General features: G+C 64.6%; 17 protein-coding genes. 9 read left to right on the forward strand and 8 right to left on the reverse strand.

All coding sequences use genetic code 11. The features are described 5' to 3' along the window. The first annotated feature begins 118 nt into the window (after positions 1-118). The 6 genes from ABIB35_RS11700 to ABIB35_RS11725 all read left to right on the forward strand — a co-directional run bounded on the left by ABIB35_RS11700 (position 119) and on the right by ABIB35_RS11725 (position 7,211). On the forward strand, positions 119-382 hold the full coding sequence (locus tag ABIB35_RS11700; protein WP_354181570.1) for a hypothetical protein: 264 nt from the start codon (positions 119-121) through the stop codon (positions 380-382). Positions 383-421: 39 nt separating this feature from the next. Then, complete coding sequence (locus ABIB35_RS11705) at positions 422-2,854, forward strand: helicase-associated domain-containing protein (protein ID WP_354181572.1); 2,433 nt, start codon at positions 422-424, stop codon at positions 2,852-2,854. Beyond that, positions 2,847-4,493 (forward strand): DNA repair helicase XPB, encoded by a 1,647-nt coding sequence (locus ABIB35_RS11710; RefSeq protein ID WP_354181574.1) that lies wholly within the window; start codon positions 2,847-2,849, stop codon positions 4,491-4,493. The genes ABIB35_RS11705 and ABIB35_RS11710 overlap by 8 nt, the downstream gene beginning before the upstream one ends. A gap of 79 nt (positions 4,494-4,572) precedes the next feature. After that, complete coding sequence (locus ABIB35_RS11715; RefSeq protein WP_354181576.1) at positions 4,573-5,286, forward strand: response regulator transcription factor; 714 nt, start codon at positions 4,573-4,575, stop codon at positions 5,284-5,286. A 54-nt stretch (positions 5,287-5,340) separates the two neighbouring features. Next, positions 5,341-6,756 carry a sensor histidine kinase gene (locus tag ABIB35_RS11720; protein WP_354181622.1) on the forward strand — a complete coding sequence of 472 codons (1,416 nt, stop codon included), beginning with the start codon at positions 5,341-5,343 and terminating at the stop codon, positions 6,754-6,756. A 164-nt stretch (positions 6,757-6,920) separates the two neighbouring features. After that, positions 6,921-7,211: a WXG100 family type VII secretion target gene (locus ABIB35_RS11725; protein ID WP_354181578.1), complete on the forward strand. Its 291-nt coding sequence runs from the start codon at positions 6,921-6,923 to the stop codon at positions 7,209-7,211. A gap of 94 nt (positions 7,212-7,305) precedes the next feature. Here ABIB35_RS11725 and groL read toward each other — a convergent pair whose 3' ends face one another. The 4 genes from groL to ABIB35_RS11745 form a co-directional block, all read right to left on the reverse strand. Beyond that, positions 7,306-8,943, reverse strand: coding sequence for a chaperonin GroEL (gene groL, locus ABIB35_RS11730; RefSeq protein ID WP_354181580.1), 1,638 nt, complete (start codon positions 8,941-8,943; stop codon positions 7,306-7,308). A gap of 364 nt (positions 8,944-9,307) precedes the next feature. After that, a complete protein-coding gene (locus ABIB35_RS11735) occupies positions 9,308-9,511 on the reverse strand; it encodes a cold-shock protein (protein ID WP_354181624.1) in 204 nt (67 codons plus the stop codon). A gap of 211 nt (positions 9,512-9,722) precedes the next feature. Further along, positions 9,723-10,343, reverse strand: a complete 621-nt coding sequence (locus ABIB35_RS11740; RefSeq protein ID WP_354181582.1) for a LytR C-terminal domain-containing protein — start codon at positions 10,341-10,343, stop codon at positions 9,723-9,725. Between the two features lie 38 nt (positions 10,344-10,381). Further along, positions 10,382-10,684 carry a DUF3263 domain-containing protein gene (locus tag ABIB35_RS11745; protein ID WP_354181584.1) on the reverse strand — a complete coding sequence of 101 codons (303 nt, stop codon included), beginning with the start codon at positions 10,682-10,684 and terminating at the stop codon, positions 10,382-10,384. 154 nt (positions 10,685-10,838) lie between these two features. On the opposite strand from ABIB35_RS11745, the gene ABIB35_RS11750 reads away from it, so the two are divergent. Beyond that, entirely contained in the window at positions 10,839-11,687 is an 849-nt protein-coding gene (locus ABIB35_RS11750) for a uracil-DNA glycosylase (RefSeq protein ID WP_354181586.1), read from the forward strand. A 27-nt stretch (positions 11,688-11,714) separates the two neighbouring features. Further along, positions 11,715-12,572, forward strand: coding sequence for a siderophore-interacting protein (locus ABIB35_RS11755; protein ID WP_354181588.1), 858 nt, complete (start codon positions 11,715-11,717; stop codon positions 12,570-12,572). A gap of 42 nt (positions 12,573-12,614) precedes the next feature. Here ABIB35_RS11755 and ABIB35_RS11760 read toward each other — a convergent pair whose 3' ends face one another. Continuing rightward, positions 12,615-14,504 (reverse strand): threonine/serine exporter family protein, encoded by a 1,890-nt coding sequence (locus tag ABIB35_RS11760; protein WP_354181590.1) that lies wholly within the window; start codon positions 14,502-14,504, stop codon positions 12,615-12,617. A 47-nt stretch (positions 14,505-14,551) separates the two neighbouring features. Then, the gene (locus ABIB35_RS11765) at positions 14,552-15,625 is read right to left on the reverse strand and encodes a lipid II:glycine glycyltransferase FemX (RefSeq protein ID WP_354181592.1); all 1,074 of its coding nucleotides are present in this window, start codon (positions 15,623-15,625) and stop codon (positions 14,552-14,554) included. A 250-nt stretch (positions 15,626-15,875) separates the two neighbouring features. Between ABIB35_RS11765 and ABIB35_RS11770 the strand changes: the two genes are divergently transcribed. Next, positions 15,876-16,910 (forward strand): LLM class flavin-dependent oxidoreductase, encoded by a 1,035-nt coding sequence (locus ABIB35_RS11770; protein ID WP_354181594.1) that lies wholly within the window; start codon positions 15,876-15,878, stop codon positions 16,908-16,910. 71 nt (positions 16,911-16,981) lie between these two features. On the opposite strand, the gene ABIB35_RS11775 is transcribed toward ABIB35_RS11770, so the two are convergent. Together ABIB35_RS11775 and ABIB35_RS11780 are read right to left on the reverse strand one after the other, a co-directional pair. After that, positions 16,982-18,550: an MFS transporter gene (locus ABIB35_RS11775; RefSeq protein ID WP_354181596.1), complete on the reverse strand. Its 1,569-nt coding sequence runs from the start codon at positions 18,548-18,550 to the stop codon at positions 16,982-16,984. Positions 18,551-18,646: 96 nt separating this feature from the next. Then, entirely contained in the window at positions 18,647-19,660 is a 1,014-nt protein-coding gene (locus ABIB35_RS11780) for a CHAD domain-containing protein (protein ID WP_354181598.1), read from the reverse strand. Positions 19,661-19,796: the final 136 nt, after the last annotated feature.

Raw genomic sequence — 19,796 nt, forward strand, 5'->3', positions numbered from 1 at the left:
GATACTACGGGAGAGATACTACGGGGAAGTCTGTTCCCTTTAGAATATCCCGCCCGGGTAATCCATCTCCGTCCCGAACCTTTGGCCGGGGAAGTTTCCGCTGTTAGCGTTAAAGCCCATGGACACCAGCACACCCTCCCCCGGCAGGACACCGCACCGAACCGCAGCGGACGGACCCCGGTGGCGACGGATCCTCACAGGTGCGGCAGCCTTTCTTGCCGTCCTGGGGATGCTCTGTCTGGCAGCGGTGCTGCTTTCCGCTCTGCGCGGCGAAAGTGTCTGGCCCGGGTTCGCTGCCGGCGCCATTTATGCCCTCCCAACAGCGTTCCTCCTGATGGCAGCCCTAATAATTGACGGAATCCGCCGCCGGCGACACGGCTAGGCCGTTCGTTTTGGTTCGTGGTCGGGTAACGTGGAGACGATGTCCGCGATCCGAGCTTTAGCCGAAGATCTAGCTGCACGCAGTGATGACCAGCTGCGTGAATTGCTTGCGGCCAGACCGGATCTGGTGCTGCCTCCGGTGCCCGATTTCCAGGCCCTCGCAGCCCGCGCCTCCACCCGGATCAGTGTTCAGCGGGTCCTTGAAAAGCTCACGTCCCCCGAGCTGCAGGTCCTGGAAGCTGTGGACCTGACCACCAACGAAGATTCGCATCTGAGCACCACGGCATCATGGCTCAAAAGTGCCATTGCCGGGTCAACGATCAAGGCGCTGGACGCCATCTTGAACCACCTGCACGCCCTCGCCCTGCTGCGCCGGGCCACCCCGCATCCCGGAGCACCAAAGGCCGACGCCGGACGTCGGTTCTATCTGCCCGTTTCGGTGCTCGGTGAAGCGCTCGGGGCTTACCCCGCCGGTCTGGGGCGGCCCTACTCCACGCTGGCTGTCCAACAGCCGGAATTCGGCCAGCGCCTGGTGGACATAGTGGAGGGACTGCGCAGAAGCGGCATAAGCATGGAACGTGCGGACACTCCGGCCACCGCGGCGCATTCGCTGCACCACCTGGTCTCGGACCCGGCAGCCTGGGAGATGCTGATGTCCGACGCGCCGCCCCAGACCCTCGAGCTGCTCCGGCGCTTCAAATACTCCCCGGTGGGCGCCATCCCCAAGAAGGCCGCTTTGGGCCGGGCTGTGCTGGATAATCCTTCCCCCACTCCGGTGGAGTGGTTGGTGGCCCGCGGCCTACTGGTTCCCCTGGACGCCCTGCATGTGGAACTTCCCCGCCCGGTGGGGCAGGCATCCCGCGGCCACGTTATTGTGTCCGATTTCAAGCTATCCCCTCCCGCGCCGGTGACCAGGCAGGTCGCTAACAGTGTGCGGGACAATGCAGCGTATGGAGCCGTGGCGGAAACGCTCCGGCTGGTCACCGAACTGCTGACACTGGCTAAGGCCACGCCTATCAGCACGCTGCGCTCCGGCGGAGTGGGCGTGCGGGAAGTCCGCCGCGTCTCGGAATCGCTGCGCATCGATGCTGCTTCCACCGCCTGGTTGTTGGAACTCGCGGCTCTGGCCGGTTTGCTGTCCCTGGATGTCACCACATCCCGGTGGTGTGTCACCGAGGGAGACTGGCTGAGCCTGGACCGGCACAACCAATGGAAGCAGCTGGTCGCGGCATGGCTCGAGGGCGACCGTGCGCCTTCCCTGGTCGGCAGCCCGTTGCCCGGCGGTGGTGCCATCAACGCCCTGGCGGCAGAGGCATCGCGGCCGGACGCTCCCCTGGTGCGCAAACGGGCCCTCGAAATGCTGGCTCAGATGGTGAATAAGGACGTCACCGAAGAAGGTGCCACCGGCGCCCTTGACGCCGAAGCCCTGGTCAGCGCCCTGACCTGGCATCAGCCGCGCCTTCAGCGCAGGTTCGCACGGCTGGTACCGGGCATCCTCAAGGAAGCGGCACAGCTGGGACTGCTCGGGTCCGGCGCCCTCACCGAGCTGGGTGCCGCGGTTGCCGCCGGAGAATGGGACGCTGCCTTGGAACGCCTCCGCGGGGCCCTGCCGGAGCCGCTCAACTCCTTTCTGCTGCAGGCGGACCTGACCGCGGTGGCGCCCGGTTACCTGGAGCCCGGCGTCGCACGTCGGCTTGCGTCCATCTCCGTGGCCGAAGGCCAGGGCCCTGCCGCCATCTACCGCTTTTCCGCTGACTCCATCCGGCAGGCCCTGGACAGCGGACAGGGCTCCGCTGAGATTCTGGAGTTCCTGCACCGGCATTCCGCCACGGAGGTGCCGCAGCCGCTGAAGTACCTGGTGGAGGACACCGCTGCCCGTTACGGCAGGCTCCGGGTGGGCTCCATGGCGTCCTATCTGCGCAGCGACGATGAAGACGGCCTGACGGGGCTGCTCGCGGACCCGGGCACGGCGGCCCTGGGCCTGGTTCGACTTTCACCCACCGTCGTCGGGTCCGTTGCGAGCCCACAGGAGCTGTCCTATACGCTGCGCGAACTGGGCTATTCACCGGCGCTGGAGGGCAGGGCACGGCCCGTGGCCGGATCGCACGCCCACCCGGCGGTGACCGTGCCGGCGTCGTCCCCTACCCGGATTAATCCCTGGCAGCTGACCGATGATGACATCTCCGACCAACTGGCCGCACTCCGGGGGCAGGGACCCCCGGTGGCTGGGCACAGCGAAAGCCAGCCGCTGGTGGGACTCGAGATCCTGCGCGAAGCCATTCGCACGCGAAGCTCGGTCCGGATGGGTGTCGTCGACAGCCAGGGGAATCAGCGGCAGGAGATCTTTGTTCCCTTATCAGTCACCGACGGACGGGTGCGGGTCTTCGATCCGCGCCGGGACGTGGAGCGAGTAGTGTCGGTGCACCGAATCATGGATGTTGAAATAGTGGAGGATACCCCGGCGCATGGCTGACGGACCGTTGATTGTCCAGAGTGATAAGACCATTTTGCTGGAGGTGGATCACGCCCAAGCTACGGAGGCCCGGCATGCCATTGCAGCCTTTGCCGAGCTGGAGCGTGCACCGGAGCACATCCACAGCTACCGGCTGACCCCGCTGGGCTTGTGGAACGCCCGGGCCGCAGGGCTCGACGCCGAGCAGGTCCTGAACACGCTGCTCACCTATTCCCGTTTCCCCGTTCCGCACTCGCTGCTCGTGGACATCGAGGAAACCATGTCCCGTTACGGTCGGCTGCGGCTGGAGAAGGATCCCCAGCACGGCTTGGTCCTGCGCACCACCGATTATCCGGTGTTGGAAGAAGTGATGCACGCCAAGAAGATCCAGCCGCTGCTGGGTCCGCGGATCGACGGCGAAACGGTGGTGGTGCAGTCTGCGATGCGTGGCCAGCTGAAACAGCTGCTGCTCAAGCTCGGCTGGCCCGCCGAAGATCTGGCCGGCTATGTGGACGGCACGCCGCATCCCATCATGCTCAATGAAGACGGCTGGTCCCTTCGTCCCTACCAGAAGCTGGCGACGGAGAACTTTTGGGCCGGCGGATCGGGCGTCGTCGTCCTGCCCTGCGGGGCAGGGAAAACCCTGGTGGGCGCCGCTGCCATGGCCACCAGCTCCACCACCACGCTGATCCTGGTGACCAACACCGTTTCCGCCCGGCAGTGGAAGGATGAACTGCTCAAACGGACGTCGCTGACGGAAGATGAGATTGGGGAGTATTCCGGCGCAGTCAAGGAAGTCCGCCCGGTCACCATCGCCACCTATCAGGTCCTGACGCTCAAGCGCGGGGGCCTATATCCGCATCTGGAGCTGCTGGATGCCAACGACTGGGGCCTGATCATCTACGACGAGGTGCATCTGCTGCCGGCGCCGATCTTCCGCATGAGCGCGGATCTGCAGGCCCGCCGCAGGCTCGGCCTGACCGCCACTTTGGTGCGCGAGGACGGGCGCGAGGGCGAGGTCTTCTCCCTGATCGGGCCCAAACGCTACGACGCGCCCTGGAAGGACATCGAGGCGCAGGGCTACATCGCCCCGGCCGAGTGCATTGAGGTCCGCGTAGACCTGCCGCGGGATGAACGGGTGGCCTACGCCATGGCCGAAGACGGAGACAAGTACCGCCTGTGCTCCACCTCGGAAACCAAGACCGGCGTCGTCGAGCGGCTGGTCCGCCGCCATGCCGGGGAGCAGACGCTGGTGATCGGACAATATCTGGACCAGTTGGACGAACTCGCCGAGCGGCTGGATGCTCCGGTCATCAAGGGTGACACCCCGGTAAAGGAACGCCAGCGGCTCTTCAACGAGTTCCGCGAGGGCACCTTGAACACCCTGGTGGTGTCCAAGGTGGCTAACTTTTCCATCGACCTGCCCGAGGCTTCGGTGGCCATCCAGGTCTCCGGGTCCTTCGGGTCCCGGCAGGAGGAAGCTCAGCGCCTCGGCCGGCTATTGCGGCCCAAGGCCGACGGCAAGGCTGCACACTTCTACACCGTGGTGGCGCGGGACACCGTTGACCAGGATTTTGCGGCCAAGCGGCAGCGCTTCCTGGCCGAACAGGGCTATGCGTACTCCATCCTGGATGCCGCGGATATCGAAAAGCCGGTCTAGGCGCCGGCACCAGCGCACAGTCAGGAACCACCGGGCCTACCTACAGACAACGCACAGCTAAATGTAAGAAACTGGAGCCGTGAATAAATCATCCGGACCTGAAGCTCGTCTCCTGGTCGTTGACGACGAGCCCAACATTCGCGAACTACTGTCCACCTCGCTGCGTTTTGCCGGCTTCGACGTCGTGGCTGCCGCCAACGGGCGGGAGGCCCTTGCCGCCGTCGAGGAGCACGCCCCTGACCTTGCCGTCCTGGACGTCATGCTCCCGGATATGGACGGCTTCACCCTGACCCGCCGCCTGCGCGCTGCGGGTCGTCACTTCCCGGTGGTCTTCCTCACCGCCCGGGATGACACCGAGGACAAGGTCACCGGGCTGACAGTCGGCGGGGACGACTACGTCACCAAGCCGTTCAGCCTCGACGAAGTGGTGGCGCGCATCCGGGCAGTGCTGCGGCGCACCCAGCCGCTGGACGACGACGACGCCGTCCTGCGCGTAGATGATCTGGAACTGGACGACGACGCCCATGAAGTCCGCCGCGGAGGCGTCACCATCGACCTCTCCCCCACCGAGTTCAAGCTGCTGCGCTACCTGATGCTCAATCCCAACCGGGTGCTGTCCAAGGCCCAGATCCTGGACCACGTCTGGGAATACGACTTCAACGGCGACGCCTCGATTGTTGAGTCCTATATTTCCTACCTGCGCCGCAAGATTGACCGCAGCCCGGACGCTCCCGCCCTCATCCAGACCAAGCGCGGGGTGGGCTACCTGCTGCGAACGTCGGAGAAGCGCTAAGTCTTGCTCCGCCGCTGGAAATCTGCCTCACTTCGCTCCCAGCTCGTGGCTATCATGGCCGTGTTGATGGTCATCACCGTGACCATCACGGGTCTGGCCACGATCTATGTGCTGCGGCAAATCCTGGAGTCACGCCTGGACGTGGAAATCAAAGACAACGCTCCGGCGGTGTCCAGATATCTCCTTTCCGACGGACCGGCAAGCGACACATCGCTGTTCCAGTTTTACGGCCTGTATCTGGCCAATGACGGTACCTACGGCCCGGAGACGCACTCGGATCCCTACGTCGACACCCCCGATGTTCCGCACTACACCGCGGAGCAGGTGAAGGAGATGGATCAGCTGGGCCAAACGGTTCCCGGCACTGCCCCCGGCAGCAAGGGCTGGCGCCTGCGGGTGTACTCCCTGGACAGCGTTCCCGGCTCCGTGGTTGTTGCGCTACCCCTGGATTCCGTTGCGGCAACGGTGGACGAAGCGGCCTCGCTGGTGTTCTCGGTGGGCCTGCTGGGAACCCTGGGAGCCACCGGGATTGCCTACTGGGCCGTCACCCGCCAGTTCCGTCCGCTCAGCCAAGTGGAGAAGACTGCTGCGGCCATCGCCGCCGGGGACCTCTCCCGACGCGTGGATGTGGGTAACCCGGCCACCGAAATTGGCCGGCTCTCCCGGTCTCTCAACGCTATGCTGGCGCACATTGAAACTGCTTTCGCGGCCCGCACCAAGTCGGAGCAGAAGATGCGCCGCTTCGTCCAGGACGCATCGCACGAGCTGCGCACTCCGCTGGTAACCATCCGCGGCTTCTCTGAGCTGTACCGGCACGGTGCACTGCAGAAACCCGAAGAAATCGGTGCCGCCATGGGCCGGATCGAGAGTGAAGCCAAGCGGATGGGCCGGCTGGTGGAGGATTTGCTGACTCTTGCCCGCGTGGATGAGCAGCGTCCGCTGGAATATGAACCGGTGGATTTGATGCTTTTGGGCAATGACGCAGCATTGGACGCCCGGGCCAGCTCCCCCGGACGAGAGATCCGCGTGGTGGGGCTGGACGGCCAGCAGCCGCGTCCGGCTCCCACTGTGGGTGATGAGGCCAGGTTGCGGCAGGTCGTCGCCAACCTGATGACCAATGCCCTTCGATATACGCCGGACGGCTCCCCCATAGAGATCGCCGTAGGAGTGGCTCCGGTCATCCACAACCGCTCTGACGCCGTGCTGGAGGTGCGCGACCACGGGCCGGGAATCTCGGAAGAAGACGCGGCACGGGTCTTTGAGCGGTTCTACCGCGCTGATTCCTCCCGCTACCGCGAAACCGGTGGTACGGGCCTCGGATTGGCCATTGTCGCGGCGCTGGTGGCCCAGCATGACGGCACAGTGCGTCTCTCTGAAACGGAAGGCGGAGGCGCCACTCTATCCATCCGTCTGCCCTACCGCGCTCCGGAGGAGTTCGACGACGAGCAGGAAGATCCCGCCGACACCTAGCATCTGCGCGTCCTCCCTCCACAGGCGGCGCCCGGCCCTTTCGCCGTCCCTCTTGTCCACAGGGCCCGCTGCTGCGCGGGGCTTGAACAACGCGCCGGCCTAGCCTCGAAAGCTCAATGACCCCTCGAACCTTCGAGCCTCAGACCTTTCGAACGGAGACAACCATGGGACTAGTTTCAGTGGACAGCGAGGTCCTCGACGCCAAGAGCGCCGAAGTCCGGGGCACCATCGACCGGCTGCAGTCGGACATCAACCGGATGCAGTCAGGCCTGCAATCCCTCAGCGAATCCTGGCGGGGGCAGGCCTCGGCGAACTTCCAGTCGCTCGTCGCAGACTGGCGCAGCACGCAGGCAAAGGTTGAGGAATCACTGGCCAGCATCAACCTGGCACTGGGCCATGCTTCGGCCCAGTACGCCGAAACGGAAGCAGCCAATGTAGCCCTGTTCCGGCACTAGGCCGGACAAAAAATGAGACACAAAAAGAGGCGCGGAACCTCAAAAGGTGCCGCGCCTCTTTTTCGTGAAGAGCTAAGCGTTAAGCGTGGGGCTGCTAGAAGCCGCCCATCCCGCCCATGCCGCCCATGTCGTCGCCGCCGGCCATGGCCGGTGCAGCCTTTTCAGGCTTGTCGGCAACCACTGCCTCCGTGGTGAGGAACAGACCGGCAATGGAGGCCGCGTTCTGCAGAGCAGAGCGGGTCACCTTTACCGGGTCATTCACACCGGCAGCCAGCAGGTCTTCGTACTCGCCGGTTGCTGCATTCAGGCCCCAGCCCTCGGGCAGGCCGCGGACCTTGTCAACAACAACGCCCGGCTCCATGCCGGCGTTGAAAGCGATCTGCTTCAGCGGAGCATCAATGGCAACACGGACAATGTTGGCGCCCGTAGCTTCGTCGCCCTCAAGGTTCAGGTTGGCGAAAGCCTTGAGTCCGGCCTGGATGAGGGCCACGCCGCCACCGGCAACGATGCCTTCTTCAACGGCAGCCTTTGCGTTGCGGACTGCGTCCTCAATGCGGTGCTTGCGCTCCTTGAGCTCAACCTCGGTGGCTGCGCCGGCCTTGATGACTGCAACTCCGCCGGCCAGCTTGGCCAGGCGTTCCTGCAGCTTCTCACGGTCGTAGTCGGAATCGGAGTTCTCGATTTCGGCACGGATCTGGTTGACGCGGCCCGCGATTTCCTCGGTGTCACCGGCGCCTTCCACAATCGTGGTTTCATCCTTCGTGACAACAACCTTGCGGGCCTTGCCCAGCAGGTCCAGCGTGGCGTTTTCCAGCTTCAGGCCAACTTCCTCGGCAATAACCTGGCCACCGGTGAGGATGGCGATGTCTGCCAGCTGAGCCTTGCGGCGGTCGCCGAAGCCCGGAGCCTTGACGGCGACGGACTTGAAGGTGCCGCGGATCTTGTTGACAACCAGGGTTGCCAGGGCTTCGCCCTCGACGTCTTCGGCGATGATCAGCAGCGGCTTGCCGGACTGCATGACCTTCTCGAGAACGGCAACGAGATCCTTGACGTTGGAGATCTTGGAGTTGACGATCAGGATGTACGGGTCTTCCAGAACTGTTTCCTGACGCTCAGCGTCAGTGACGAAGTAACCGGAGATGTATCCCTTGTCGAAGCGCATGCCTTCAGTGAGCTCAAGCTCCAGGCCGAAGGTGTTGGATTCCTCGACGGTGATGACGCCTTCCTTGCCCACCTTATCCAGCGCCTCGGCGATCAGGTCGCCGATCTGCTGGTCACCGGCGGAGATGGAAGCCGTAGCAGCGATCTGCTCCTTGGTCTCGATCTCCTTGGCGGAGGAGAGGAGCTCGGCCGTGACGGCTGCAACAGCCTTCTCAATGCCGCGCTTCAGGCTCAGCGGGTCAGCTCCGGCAGCAACGTTGCGCAGGCCTTCCTTGACCAGTGCCTGGGCCAGGACGGTTGCCGTGGTGGTGCCGTCGCCGGCAACATCGTCAGTCTTCTTGGCAACTTCCTTGACCAGCTCAGCGCCGATCTTTTCGTAAGGATCGTCGAGCTCGATCTCCTTGGCGATGGAAACGCCGTCGTTGGTGATCGTGGGGGCGCCCCACTTCTTTTCGAGGACCACGTTGCGGCCGCGCGGGCCCAAGGTGACCTTCACGGCGTCGGCGAGGATGTTCAATCCGCGCTCAAGGCCGCGGCGTGCCTCTTCGTCAAATGCAATGATCTTGGCCATAACGGCTTTCGTCCTTCCGGAACAGTCATGCTGGGTGCTTAGATGTTGCATTCCAGACTGGGGTGCCCGCGACGGACGGGCCTTCGGGACGCGATCTCTTTACGCGCCCGCAGGCCCTCACCTCAGTGGCTTGCTATTTCACTCAACACCGACAATTCTTAGCAGTCAGTCGGCAAGAGTGCTAACTCAATAATTAGCACTCCCACACACTGAGTGCAAGCGATCACGCCTGCACGATGCCGCTGTCACATACATCCCCTGCCAGGGTTGGCATACCTATCCGCAGCAAACGGCGGCGCCCGTGCCAGGGGCGAACCACGGCAAGGCCGGACCGGTCCCCGGATTGTGCGCCTGGAAGGTGCGTCTAAACGGCGCGGACGTCCTCCGCCTGCGGGCCCTTTTGCCCTTCACCGATCTGGAACTCCACCCGCTGCCCCTCTTCGAGCGTGCGGTACCCCGACGCCTGAATGGCGGACCAGTGCACAAAAACGTCGGTTTGAGCCTCATCTACGGTAATAAACCCGTAGCCTTTCTCCCCGTTGAACCATTTGACGATCCCCTGCGCCATGTGCGTTTCTCCCACCTTGTTCCGAGCGTGCATTCCGCCAGGGTGCCCGTGGCGGAACGGGCCGGCGCACAGTCGGCCGTGATCAGCGGATTTCTCTGCCCGGTCCGGTCGGCGTGGCACGGCTGGCACTCACTTTAGCCAGAGTGATACAGCCCATGATCGGGGACGCCGGATCGTTATGCAGTTTTAACGTAAAGGCGCTTTTCGTCCCTTATTGGAACCCCGGGCCGGCAACTATTGTCACCAGATTAAAGTCGGGCGAATCAAAGAGGGTGGGGATGCCGAGCAGAGCAGACAGAGCCTGAGCATTGGGCAGCTGATCCTCGCCGTTGTAGAAAATGATCGAGGTCTGCAGCGGTTGCCCGCCCCAGTTAGCCACCTGCGCAGTGGTCCAGCCGTCGCCCGCTATCCGGGCCGACAGGTTGGCGCCCAGGCCGCCAATACCGCTGCCGTTAAGGACCGCTACGGGTTGGCTCCGGTCAACGGCTGCGGAGGGCTCGGGCGATGGAGTCGGCGTTGGGGCAGCGCTCGGCGTCACGCTTTCGGACGGGCTGGGTTCCGCCGTCGGCTCCGGCTCTGACGCCTGTGTTTCCGGGGATTCGGCGGCGGCGGACGAATCAGCTGCCGGTGCCGGGGAGCCGTCGTTCGCTCCGATGCCCAACCGGGGAAGGACAAAGAATGCGGCCAGGCCAAGCACAAGGGCCAGCACTCCCACAGTAATGATCAGGCCGAGTCCGCCGGACTGCGAGGGGATCAACCGCTCCCGGTGGACGCCTTGGCGCGAGGACGTCTCGGAAACCTTGTCAAACTCATCCCGGGGGTATTTGCTCATGGTGGGGTAACAGTCCTTGGTCTCAGGTGGCGCCGGGTCTAGACGTCAGAGCCTGAACGACGGGCGGTGCGCGCGCGCTGACGGGTTGTACGTAGTCTACGCAATCTCTTGACCAGCATGGGGTCGTGCGCCAGGGCATCCTCTGTATCGATCAGGGCGTTGAGGACCTGGTAATAGCGGGTGGCAGACATGCCGAAGAGCTCACGAATAGCCTGCTCCTTCGCCCCTGCATACTTCCACCAGGCCCGCTCCAGGGCGAGCATCTGCTGTTCCTGCTCCCCCAGCGGACTCTCAGGGTCAACCGTGCCGTCCAGCGAGAAGGCTTCGGTTGTTTCGGCCACAGGATGCTCCCAGATAGGTTGACGGTTTCACTTCCATGCTAGTTGCTGAATCACAAGCTTGTCATTTGTGCGCCGTACACGGATTCCTGCGTCCAGCTGGATGTTCGCCCGCCAGCAGGGGGACTACCGTTGCCGGCAGCCCTAGGCTTGAAGGGTGAGCTCCAATGAACCAACACTGTTTTCCCTGCCGTCAGAGTACTCGGTCTCCGCTTTCCTGACAGCGGCGGGCGCTTCCGAGGCCGACGGCGGGGCACCCGGCACTGGTGCCGCCAGCCCGGCTGCCCCGCCGTTCCCCTTCGCAGCGCCGGCCCCGCTCAGCGACGTCATGGCTCCGGACTGGGCAGCGGCTCTGGGCCCTGCCGCTTCTGACCTGCACCGGATCGCTGCCGGGCTTCAGGAGGAGCGTGCCGCCGGCCACCATGTACTTCCGGCGCCCCATAACATCCTGCGGGCATTCTCCCGTCCGCTTGCAGAGGTAAAAGTCCTGCTGATTGGCCAGGACCCGTACCCCACTCCGGGCCATGCAGTGGGGCTGTCCTTCTCCGTCGATCCCGCAGTGCGGCCGCTACCCCGGAGCCTGAACAACATCTATAAGGAGCTGAACGCTGACCTCGGCATAGCTCCCTGCACCCACGGAGACCTCAGCGGGTGGGCGGATCAGGGCGTCCTGCTGCTGAACCGCGTCCTGACCGTCCGGGCGGGAAGCGCCGGATCCCACCGGAAACGCGGCTGGGAACAGATCACCGAGCTGGCGGTCCGCGCCGTCGTCGCGCGCAGGCTCGCTGACGGGAGCCGCGCTCCCCTGGTAGCAGTGCTCTGGGGCAATGATGCCCGCTCGATCGTGCCGCTGCTTGAAGATGTCCCCCGGGTCGAATCTGCCCATCCCAGTCCGCTTTCGGCGTCGCGCGGATTCTTCGGATCCCGCCCGTTCAGCCGGGTCAACCAGCTACTGCAGGATCAGGGCGCGCGCCCGGTTGACTGGCAGCTGGACGCGATACGGTAGGACAAACCCCTGATCAAGGAGAACCACATGCCTGAGTCCGCTATGCCCGCCGGGAAGCCTGCACAGGAAGCTCCGCGCCGGTCCCGTCCGCTCCTGACCTTGGAGGTCCTACGGCGGGAGCAGCTGACACCCCATATGGTTCGCATCATTGCCGGCGGCCCCAACTTTGCCCGCTATGCGGAGAACGGCTTTGCCGACGCGTACTGCAAGATCTGGTTTGGTCCGGACGGCAAGCCGCTGGACGGTACAGCCGAACTCGAGACGCTCCGCGAGGAGTTTCCGCGTGAACAGTGGCCGGTATCCCGCACCTACACCATCCGCAGCGTCGATACCGCTGCCCGGGAACTGGCCATCGATTTCGTGGTCCACGGAGATGAAGGCCTTGCCGGACCGTGGGCTGACCGGGCCGCAGCCGGCGAAGCCCTGACGTTTTCCGGTCCGGGCGGGGCCTTCAACCCGGACCCTGAGGCAGGCTGGCATCTGTTCGCCGCTGATGAATCCGCGCTTCCTGCCACTGCAGCGGTACTGGAGGCGCTGCCGGCCTCCGCCGTCGGGCAGGTGTTCCTGGAAGTGGGCGGCCCCGAGGATCAGCAGCCGTTGACTGTGCCTGCCGGCATTAGCGTCACCTGGCTCCACCGCGGAGACATCCCCGCCGGAAACACCGGGCTGCTGGCTGCCGCCGTCGCGGCCGCTCCGTGGCAGAGCAACGATGTTCAGGTGTTCGCCCACGGTGAGCGGGAGGCCATGAAGGCGCTGCGGGACGTCCTTTTTGGCAGCCGCGGGCTGGAACGCCGGCAGGTGTCCCTGTCCGGATATTGGGCGTCCGGACGCAGCGAAGACGCCTTCCAGGCAGAAAAAAGGACCCCGGTCGGCAAGATCCTCTAGATCCTGCGTTCCGGGGCCCGTTTCCGTGCCGGTTAGCTCCCGCTAGCGCCGGCGGTTTCGCCGGTCGTTGCCGGAGAGGTTCCGGGTCAGCGGCCGCGCCAGGTTGTCTCCGAACACTACGCCGCCGGCAATCGCCAGAATCACTGTCAACGCGTTGAAGATTCCCACCGCGCCAATGGTGATGTCGTCCGAGCCAATGCTCAACCCATACATGGCCCGGAAGATGGAAAGCCCGGGGAACAGGAACAGCACGGCCGGCACCGCCACGATAAGCTGCGGCGCCCCCATGCGCAGGGCGATCATTCGGGCCACCATGCCAATGAAGATGGCCGCAACTGCCGGCGTCAGCCGGGGGCCGACGCCTACCAGTTCCGCGACCTGGAACACGAGGAACCCGGCAACTCCGGTCAGGACGGTGGGCAGCACCAGGTTCACGGGCGACTGTTCCACTACGCAGATGGTTCCCAGTGCCACGGCCAGCAGCAGCAGCGTCACCGCAAACGGATACTGGGATCCGGCCACCTGCGTGACGTCCAGCCGCGGCACGCCCAGCAGTGCTCCCACCACCAGCGCGACGGCGATGCCCGCAACTAGCGCACCGAACGTCAGGAACGCGGACAGGAAACGGCCGGAGGCCGTGACCGGGAAGCCGTTGATCGCATCCTGTACTGCGGAGACGAGCCGGCCGGTGGGCAGGAGCAGCAGGATTCCTCCGGCCACCACGATGCCCGGAGAGATGGGCACGTCCAGGGACCAGAACAGCATGGCCATGGCAGTGACCAGGAAACCGCTGGCCGCCGTGGTGAAGAAATCCGGCACGCGCCAGCGGCCCAGCACCCGCTGCAGCAGGCTCACCATGAAAGTACTGATGAAGGCCACCACTGATGCCAGCGGGCCGCCTCCGATGAAGCCTACGATCGCCGCCGCGAAGGCACCGGTGGAAAAGGTCACCGCCCAGCGCGGAAACGGCTTGGGCCGGTGGGTAATTTCGTTCAGCCGGTTGGACGCCTCTGCGCGGGAGACACCGCCATCAATGATGTCGGTGACCAGCTGGTGCACCAGCCCCAGGCCGGCATAGTTGTTGGTCCAGGAACGCACCACCCGCATCACGGTGATGGGGGTCTGGTCCTTGGGCGAGTAGTTCAGCAGCACCGACTGGTTGGTGATGTCCACCTCGATGCTGTCCAGACCGAAGGCAGCAGTCACTGCGATGATCGCGGTCTCCACCTCCAGGGCACCGGCCCCGTAGCGGAACATCGTTTCCGCCAGTCCCAGGGCCAGGTCCAGAGTCTTTCTGGCCGAGGCATCCGGCCCCGCCGTACGCACCAGCGGGTTGGCATAGGGGGAACCTGCCAGCCGCTCCACAATGGACATGGCCTGGGTGGGCGGCGTTTCGCCCTGTACGAGCCGGCGCAGCATCCGCTTGGCCGCAGCCGACGAGCGGTCCTGCCGCAGGGCGCTGGCACTTCCGGGATGATGATGGCCGCCGGGCACGGTTTTGCGCGCCCGTGGTTTTCGCGGCGGCTGGCCTGCCGGGCTGATCGGCCCGGAGCCCAGGCCGCCCGACGTACCCTTCACCGGGGTCTGCATCACGGAGGTGGTGGGAGGCGGCGGCTTGGGCTTGGTACTGCGCAGGCCGACGCCGGTGGGGCCGGTGGGCAGGCCCGCAGCGCCGTTCGAGGCCTGGACCGATTTCGGAGCCTTGCCGGGCGCAGCTGGACGCCGGACCTTGCCCTCGGATCCCTTGGCCTGAGCCCCGGGTTTGGTTTGCCCCGCGGATTTGGCCTGCGCGGCGGATGTAGTTTGCCCAGCGGATGTAGTTTGCGCGGCAGGTTTGGTCTGCCGGATCACCGGAATCAGCCCCACCATCGGATCCGGGTTCTGCGCAGGCTCTTGGCGGTCTGCATCGGACGTGTTCTCCAAAGGACTCACCCTTTCGCCTTTTGTTGGCCTGAAACCTCTTCAGGCGCACTTGCTGTTTAGTAGAACGGCTGCTGGTGCCGGCGCCAGTAAATCTGGCGGGCCACGCGTTCGCCGATGGTGTTCCAGATCTTGTACCGCAGCGGGTCCAGCACCAGGTCATAGCAGCCCACAAAGTCCGTCACCGTCTTCGAGAAACTGGTCTTGAACAGGCCGAGGCCATGGTGCGGATGTTCCTTGTTTTTCAGCTGGTCGCTGGGGGGCGTTCCGCAGAAGTCGTACTGCTCAATACCGAAGTCTTCCTTCAGCTCATTGATGGCGGTCCACTGGACCAGGTGGGAATCCCCATACTGGTTGCGGCGCGGCTTGGAACCGCCGTCCTTGTAAGTGCCCTTTTTGCCGTAGGCGATGACAAAGGCACCAACCGTAGGTTCGCCCTCTTCGAAAGCAAAGTAGAACCGGCCCTGGCCCGCCGCCACAAAGTTGGACCAGAAACGGTGGTAGTAGTCGTAGGAGCGCATCCGGGCCGAGGAACGGTCCTCGATGTGGCTCATCAACTTGTACATGGTGCGCATGTTCTCTTCGGTGGGTTCCACCCGGCGCACGTCGGCGCCCTCGCGGATTGCCCGGCGGACAGCATTGCGGCCGCGCGAGGAAAGGTTCTTCAGCAGCTGCTCGGTATCCGGAGTGGTATCGAGCAGCGCCGTGGAGTCATTGGGCTGCAGGTTAAAGGTCTTAACCAGGCCGGCACCCTCGAATTGGGCCCGCACTTGCGGGCTGTCTACGATGTCCGGCTCCACCTTGACAGCAAACACGTTGCGCTTACTTTCCTTGATGAACCGGCGCAGCGCATCGAGGACCTCGGGCACATGGGACGGCTCAGCCACGTCCGGTCCCTTAATGAGGTACCAGAGGCTACCCAGGCCGGGCACCTTTTTTTCGATCGCCAGGTTGTAGGTGGTGTATCCGTGGCCGGTGAACACCAGATACATCGGATTCCAGCCGTGGTGGGACTTGACCTCCGCGTAGGAAGCGGACTGCAGTACGTTTCCGCCGCAGGGGTTGGACAACACGTGGCTGTCCCACTTTTCCATCTCGTCGGCTGTGGCCAGGCGTACACTAAAGTCTCGCAAAATACCTCAACTAATCACTTGATCGCTTGATCATTTGCACCATCGGCTACTGATCCGTTGCGGACCCTGGAAATTGCCCGGGGAACCGTCCCCAAGTCTATCCGCTGGGATGTTCTCTGCTGTAAATCCGTCCCGCTCCGACAGTGTGAGATGCCACCGCCGACGGCTCGGGCCGGGGACGCTTTTACCGGAAGCCCCGCTAGACTAGATGCAAATACATGGACTTTTGTGGCAGTGATGGGAGCAACACATGGGACAGCGGTTGGAACTCGGATTGGACACCTTCGGTGACGTCACCTCGGACCCGGCCGGTGAACGGCTTCCGCAGCACCAGGTGCTGCGGAATGTCGTGGCCGAAGCAGTACTGGCCGATTCGGTGGGCATCGATTTCATTGGCATCGGCGAACACCACCGAGAGGACTTCGCGGTCTCAGCCCCGGACGTGCTTCTCGCCGCCATCGCCGGCCAGACCAGCCGGATTCGGCTCGGCTCGGCAGTCACCGTCCTCAGCTCCGATGATCCGATCCGCGTTTTCCAGCGCTTTTCCACACTGGATGCCGTCTCCAACGGCCGCGCCGAGGTGATCCTGGGCCGCGGGTCCTTCACTGAGTCCTTTCCACTGTTTGGATTGGAGCTCGCGCAGTACGACGAACTCTTCGAGGAAAAGCTGGAGCTTTTCGCGGAGCTGCGCCGTGAAAATCCGGTGACATGGAGCGGCAGCACCCGTGCACCGCTGCAGAACCAGCGCGTCTACCCTCCCACTGCCTCCGGCGAGCTTCCGGCGTGGATCGCCGTAGGCGGCACTCCGCAGTCCGTGGTCCGGGCCGCACACTACGGCCTGCCCCTGATGTTGGCCATCATTGGCGGCGAACCCGCGCGCTTCGCCCCGTTCGTGGATTTGTACAAGCGGGCCCTGGCGCAGTTCGGCCGTCCGATGCTTCCGGTGGGTGCCCACTCCCCCGGCTACATAGCTGCCAGCGACGAGCAGGCACTCGAGGAAGCCTGGCCGCATTTCGAACGCATGCAGAACCGGATCGGCCGCGAGCGCGGGTGGAACCCCACCACGCACAGCGACTACCTGGCCTCTGCCGGACCCGACGGTGCCCTCTTCATCGGCTCCCCAGAGACCGTTGCCGCAAAGATCGTCCGGGTGGCCAGGGAACTGGAACTGTCACGCTTTGACCTGAAGTACAGCCTGGGAACTCTGCCGCACGAGAAGCTGATGAAGTGCATCCGGCTGTACGGCACGGAAGTTGCTCCGCTGGTGCGCGCGCAGCTCGCCTAAGCAGGTCCGCTCTCATCCGGCGCATCGGAGCCCCGGCGCCGGGCGCCCCGGATGACCGGCGATGGTGCGTTTCACACAGATGCAGGGATGAACCAGCGGATCCGCGGCGGCACCTCGGCCAGCTCCGCCGCCTCATCGATAACCCTGCGGTCCTCCCCCGTGGTGCGCTCCTGTTCCTGGCGCAGATACTCCCGCCAGGTGGCGACGTCGTAAATCTCGCGGAATTGGCTGGAATCAGTCACCGAGTGCACCAATTCCCAGTCCCGTGCTCCGGTCCGCATCCGGGAGAGGCGGACATCGTGCATGGCATGCACAAACTCCGAAGCCTTTTCGGGAGCAAGCTCATAAGCAATGAGGACCGTGACCGGTCCCGCATCCGGCGCAGGCTCCTGGGCACTCTCGATCCCCACATCCGCTTCCGCGACGCTCCGGTCCAGCCGCCCCGTGCGGGGAAGCAGCGGCAGCACGGAGACGCTCAGTCCCACCGCGACCAGCAGGATTCCCGCAGCCGCCAGCACGGGGGCATAGCCAAAGGCGGTGGCCAGGGACCCCCACAGGATGGCGCCGAGAGCCTGGGCGCCGGTGGTCACCATCAGATAGACCGAAAGGCCGCGGGCACGCACCCATTCCGGCAGCGTGAGCTGGATGGCGCTATTGAGGATGGAGAAGGTGGCGATCCAGGAAATACCCGCGAAGACCAGCAGGATGGCAAGCACCGCAGCCGGGAGGAAGCCTGCGGCCAAGGTAGCGGCCCCGAACACGGCAGCCGCCAGGCCGAGCATCAGGTTGTCATGGATCCGCTCCTTGACCCGGGGAAGCAGCACCACTCCGAGGACGGCGCCGATCCCCAGCGCACCAAGCAGCAGACCGTAACCGGTGGAGCCGAGCCGCAGATGGCCGTTCACGGCCACCGGAAGCAGTGCGTAGAGGGCGCTCGCGGGAGCCATGAAGAGGGCGGTCCGTAGCAGGATGCGCCGGATACGCGGTGCCGCCCGAATGTAACGCATGCCCGCAGCGAGGGCCTCCCCCATCCGTTCAGGATCCTCTGGCCCCGGCGGAGCCCGCCATATGTACACGGCCACCGCGGTACCCACAAAGGACACGGCATTGAGACCGAAAACGAAGGCCGGCCCGAAGAGGGAGACGAGTACTCCGGCCAGGGCAGGGCCCACCGCCCGAGCGCCGTTCACCGCCATGCTGCTCAGCGCGGACGCCGCCCGGATTTCCTCCCACGGCACCAGATCCGGATTGATCGCCTGCCACGCCGGCTGCGCCAGGGCCACCCCGCAGCCGATCAGGAAGGTGTACAGCAGCAGTGAGTCCGGATCCAGCAGGCCCAATGCCGCGATCACGGTCAGGACGGCTGCGGCACCGGCGGCAAAGAGGTTTGCCCCGAGAATCAGGCGCCTGCGGTTGAAGGCGTCTGCGAGGAACCCTGCGATGAGGCCCAGCAAAAGAGAAGGCAGCAGATTCGCTGTCTGGACCAGCGACACCAGGGCCGGGTTGGAACTGTTCTCCACCAAAAACCATTGGGCGCCCACGGTTTGCATCCACGTACCGATGCTGGAGCCGAGGTTGGCGAGCCACAGAATCAGGAACATCCGGCGCCGCAGGGGCGCCCACGGCGAGACAGAATCCATCAGGACACCTCCGTCCTGCCGGCGTTGCACGGCCTGGGCCCCATCAAAAAGCGTACGGGTGCCTCACCGAACAGGTAAAGGGGACAGGTGCGCAGCTCAGACCACGCGGGGGAATCCTGCCCATGCTTTACGGAACCGATTCCGCGCCGCTTTCCCGCGTTGCTCCTCCAGTGCGTGCAGCCGGCCGTAAGTGAATCCGTTCTGGCCGTATCCGGCAGCCGTGGCCCCGAGCCGGCGCAGGTAATCGCGGCTGACAACGCTGTCCTGATGCTCACCGAGGATCTTCTGGATGTGTTCGGCACCGGCAACCAGCTCGGCGGATCCTTCCGTCCGCACCGGTTGCGCCACCTCGGCCGCGTAGCGCAGACGCTTGGCGTCTTTGCGGGCCTCGTGCAGGGATTCAGACCGCTGCTCATCGTCGCTGGCGGCCCGGGCATCGCGCACCCGCTGGTGCAGGCGCCTGCGGTCCCGTTTCAACATCCGACCGGCGGTTTCAGCTGCCGGCGCGTCCGCTTCCCGGGTGAAGTCAGGCTTGGTCACCATAATCTCCAGCTGCTCCAGCAGACGGATGTAGCGGTCGCCGTCGAGCACATGGAGAATTATCGCGTGTGCTGAGTGATAGTCACCGAGCAGATCTTCGTCGATTCGCTGCTGCACAGGTCCCATCACCAGTTCCGCGGGCTGGTCGGCCACCAGGGCTTGCAGGCGGGCCCGCAGCACCTGCGCGTCCCGGGCGGCACCTAGAATTCCTGCCAACCATTTCAGTTCGTTGCGTGCTTCTCTGGCCGGATCAGCTGCCAGCACTCTGCGGTAGCTGGCCAGTGCCGAACGCATCCGCCGCGTGCTGACGCGCATCTTGTGGATGGCGTCCGGTTCATCGGCCCGTACCCGCGGATCCTCGTGAAGCATGGTGAGCAGCTGCTCGTGCAGGTAGGACTGCAGGAGAAGCCCGGCCAAACCGTCAGGCTTTGGCGCCTCGGGCTGGTCCGCAGCGACGCGAACGGCGATCTGCGTAACGGTCAAGGAGAGCGCGGGGGCATCGGGAGTGGCTTTTTTACTGCCGGGACGGGGCACATGCTCCCGGATTTCCGGCTCCTGAGCGGTAGGCATGGCTCAGTATATGACCGCGAATCGACTCAGGGGCAGGGGTTCCGGCGGTGCAGCGGCGAACAGTGCATCGGCCCTGTTCCCGGGCGTTGCCGCGGCGGTAGCATCTCCGTACGGCTTCAGGGATTGCTGAGCTCAG

This window comes from Arthrobacter sp. UYP6, from assembly GCF_040547315.1.
GTDB lineage: Bacteria > Actinomycetota > Actinomycetes > Actinomycetales > Micrococcaceae > Arthrobacter_B.

Bases quoted from the DNA above. Each gene is read 5' to 3' on its own strand.
- ABIB35_RS11700 (WP_354181570.1), top strand. From the start codon at position 119: ATGGACACCAGCACACCCTCCCCCGGCAGGACACCGCACCGAACCGCA.
- ABIB35_RS11705 (WP_354181572.1), top strand. From the start codon at position 422: ATGTCCGCGATCCGAGCTTTAGCCGAAGATCTAGCTGCACGCAGTGAT.
- ABIB35_RS11710 (WP_354181574.1), top strand. From the start codon at position 2,847: ATGGCTGACGGACCGTTGATTGTCCAGAGTGATAAGACCATTTTGCTG.
- ABIB35_RS11720 (WP_354181622.1), top strand. From the start codon at position 5,341: ATGGCCGTGTTGATGGTCATCACCGTGACCATCACGGGTCTGGCCACG.
- ABIB35_RS11725 (WP_354181578.1), top strand. From the start codon at position 6,921: ATGGGACTAGTTTCAGTGGACAGCGAGGTCCTCGACGCCAAGAGCGCC.
- groL (WP_354181580.1), bottom strand. From the start codon at position 8,943: ATGGCCAAGATCATTGCATTTGACGAAGAGGCACGCCGCGGCCTTGAG.
- ABIB35_RS11735 (WP_354181624.1), bottom strand. From the start codon at position 9,511: ATGGCGCAGGGGATCGTCAAATGGTTCAACGGGGAGAAAGGCTACGGG.
- ABIB35_RS11740 (WP_354181582.1), bottom strand. From the start codon at position 10,343: ATGAGCAAATACCCCCGGGATGAGTTTGACAAGGTTTCCGAGACGTCC.
- ABIB35_RS11755 (WP_354181588.1), top strand. From the start codon at position 11,715: ATGCCTGAGTCCGCTATGCCCGCCGGGAAGCCTGCACAGGAAGCTCCG.
- ABIB35_RS11770 (WP_354181594.1), top strand. From the start codon at position 15,876: ATGGGACAGCGGTTGGAACTCGGATTGGACACCTTCGGTGACGTCACC.
- ABIB35_RS11775 (WP_354181596.1), bottom strand. From the start codon at position 18,550: ATGGATTCTGTCTCGCCGTGGGCGCCCCTGCGGCGCCGGATGTTCCTG.
- ABIB35_RS11780 (WP_354181598.1), bottom strand. From the start codon at position 19,660: ATGCCTACCGCTCAGGAGCCGGAAATCCGGGAGCATGTGCCCCGTCCC.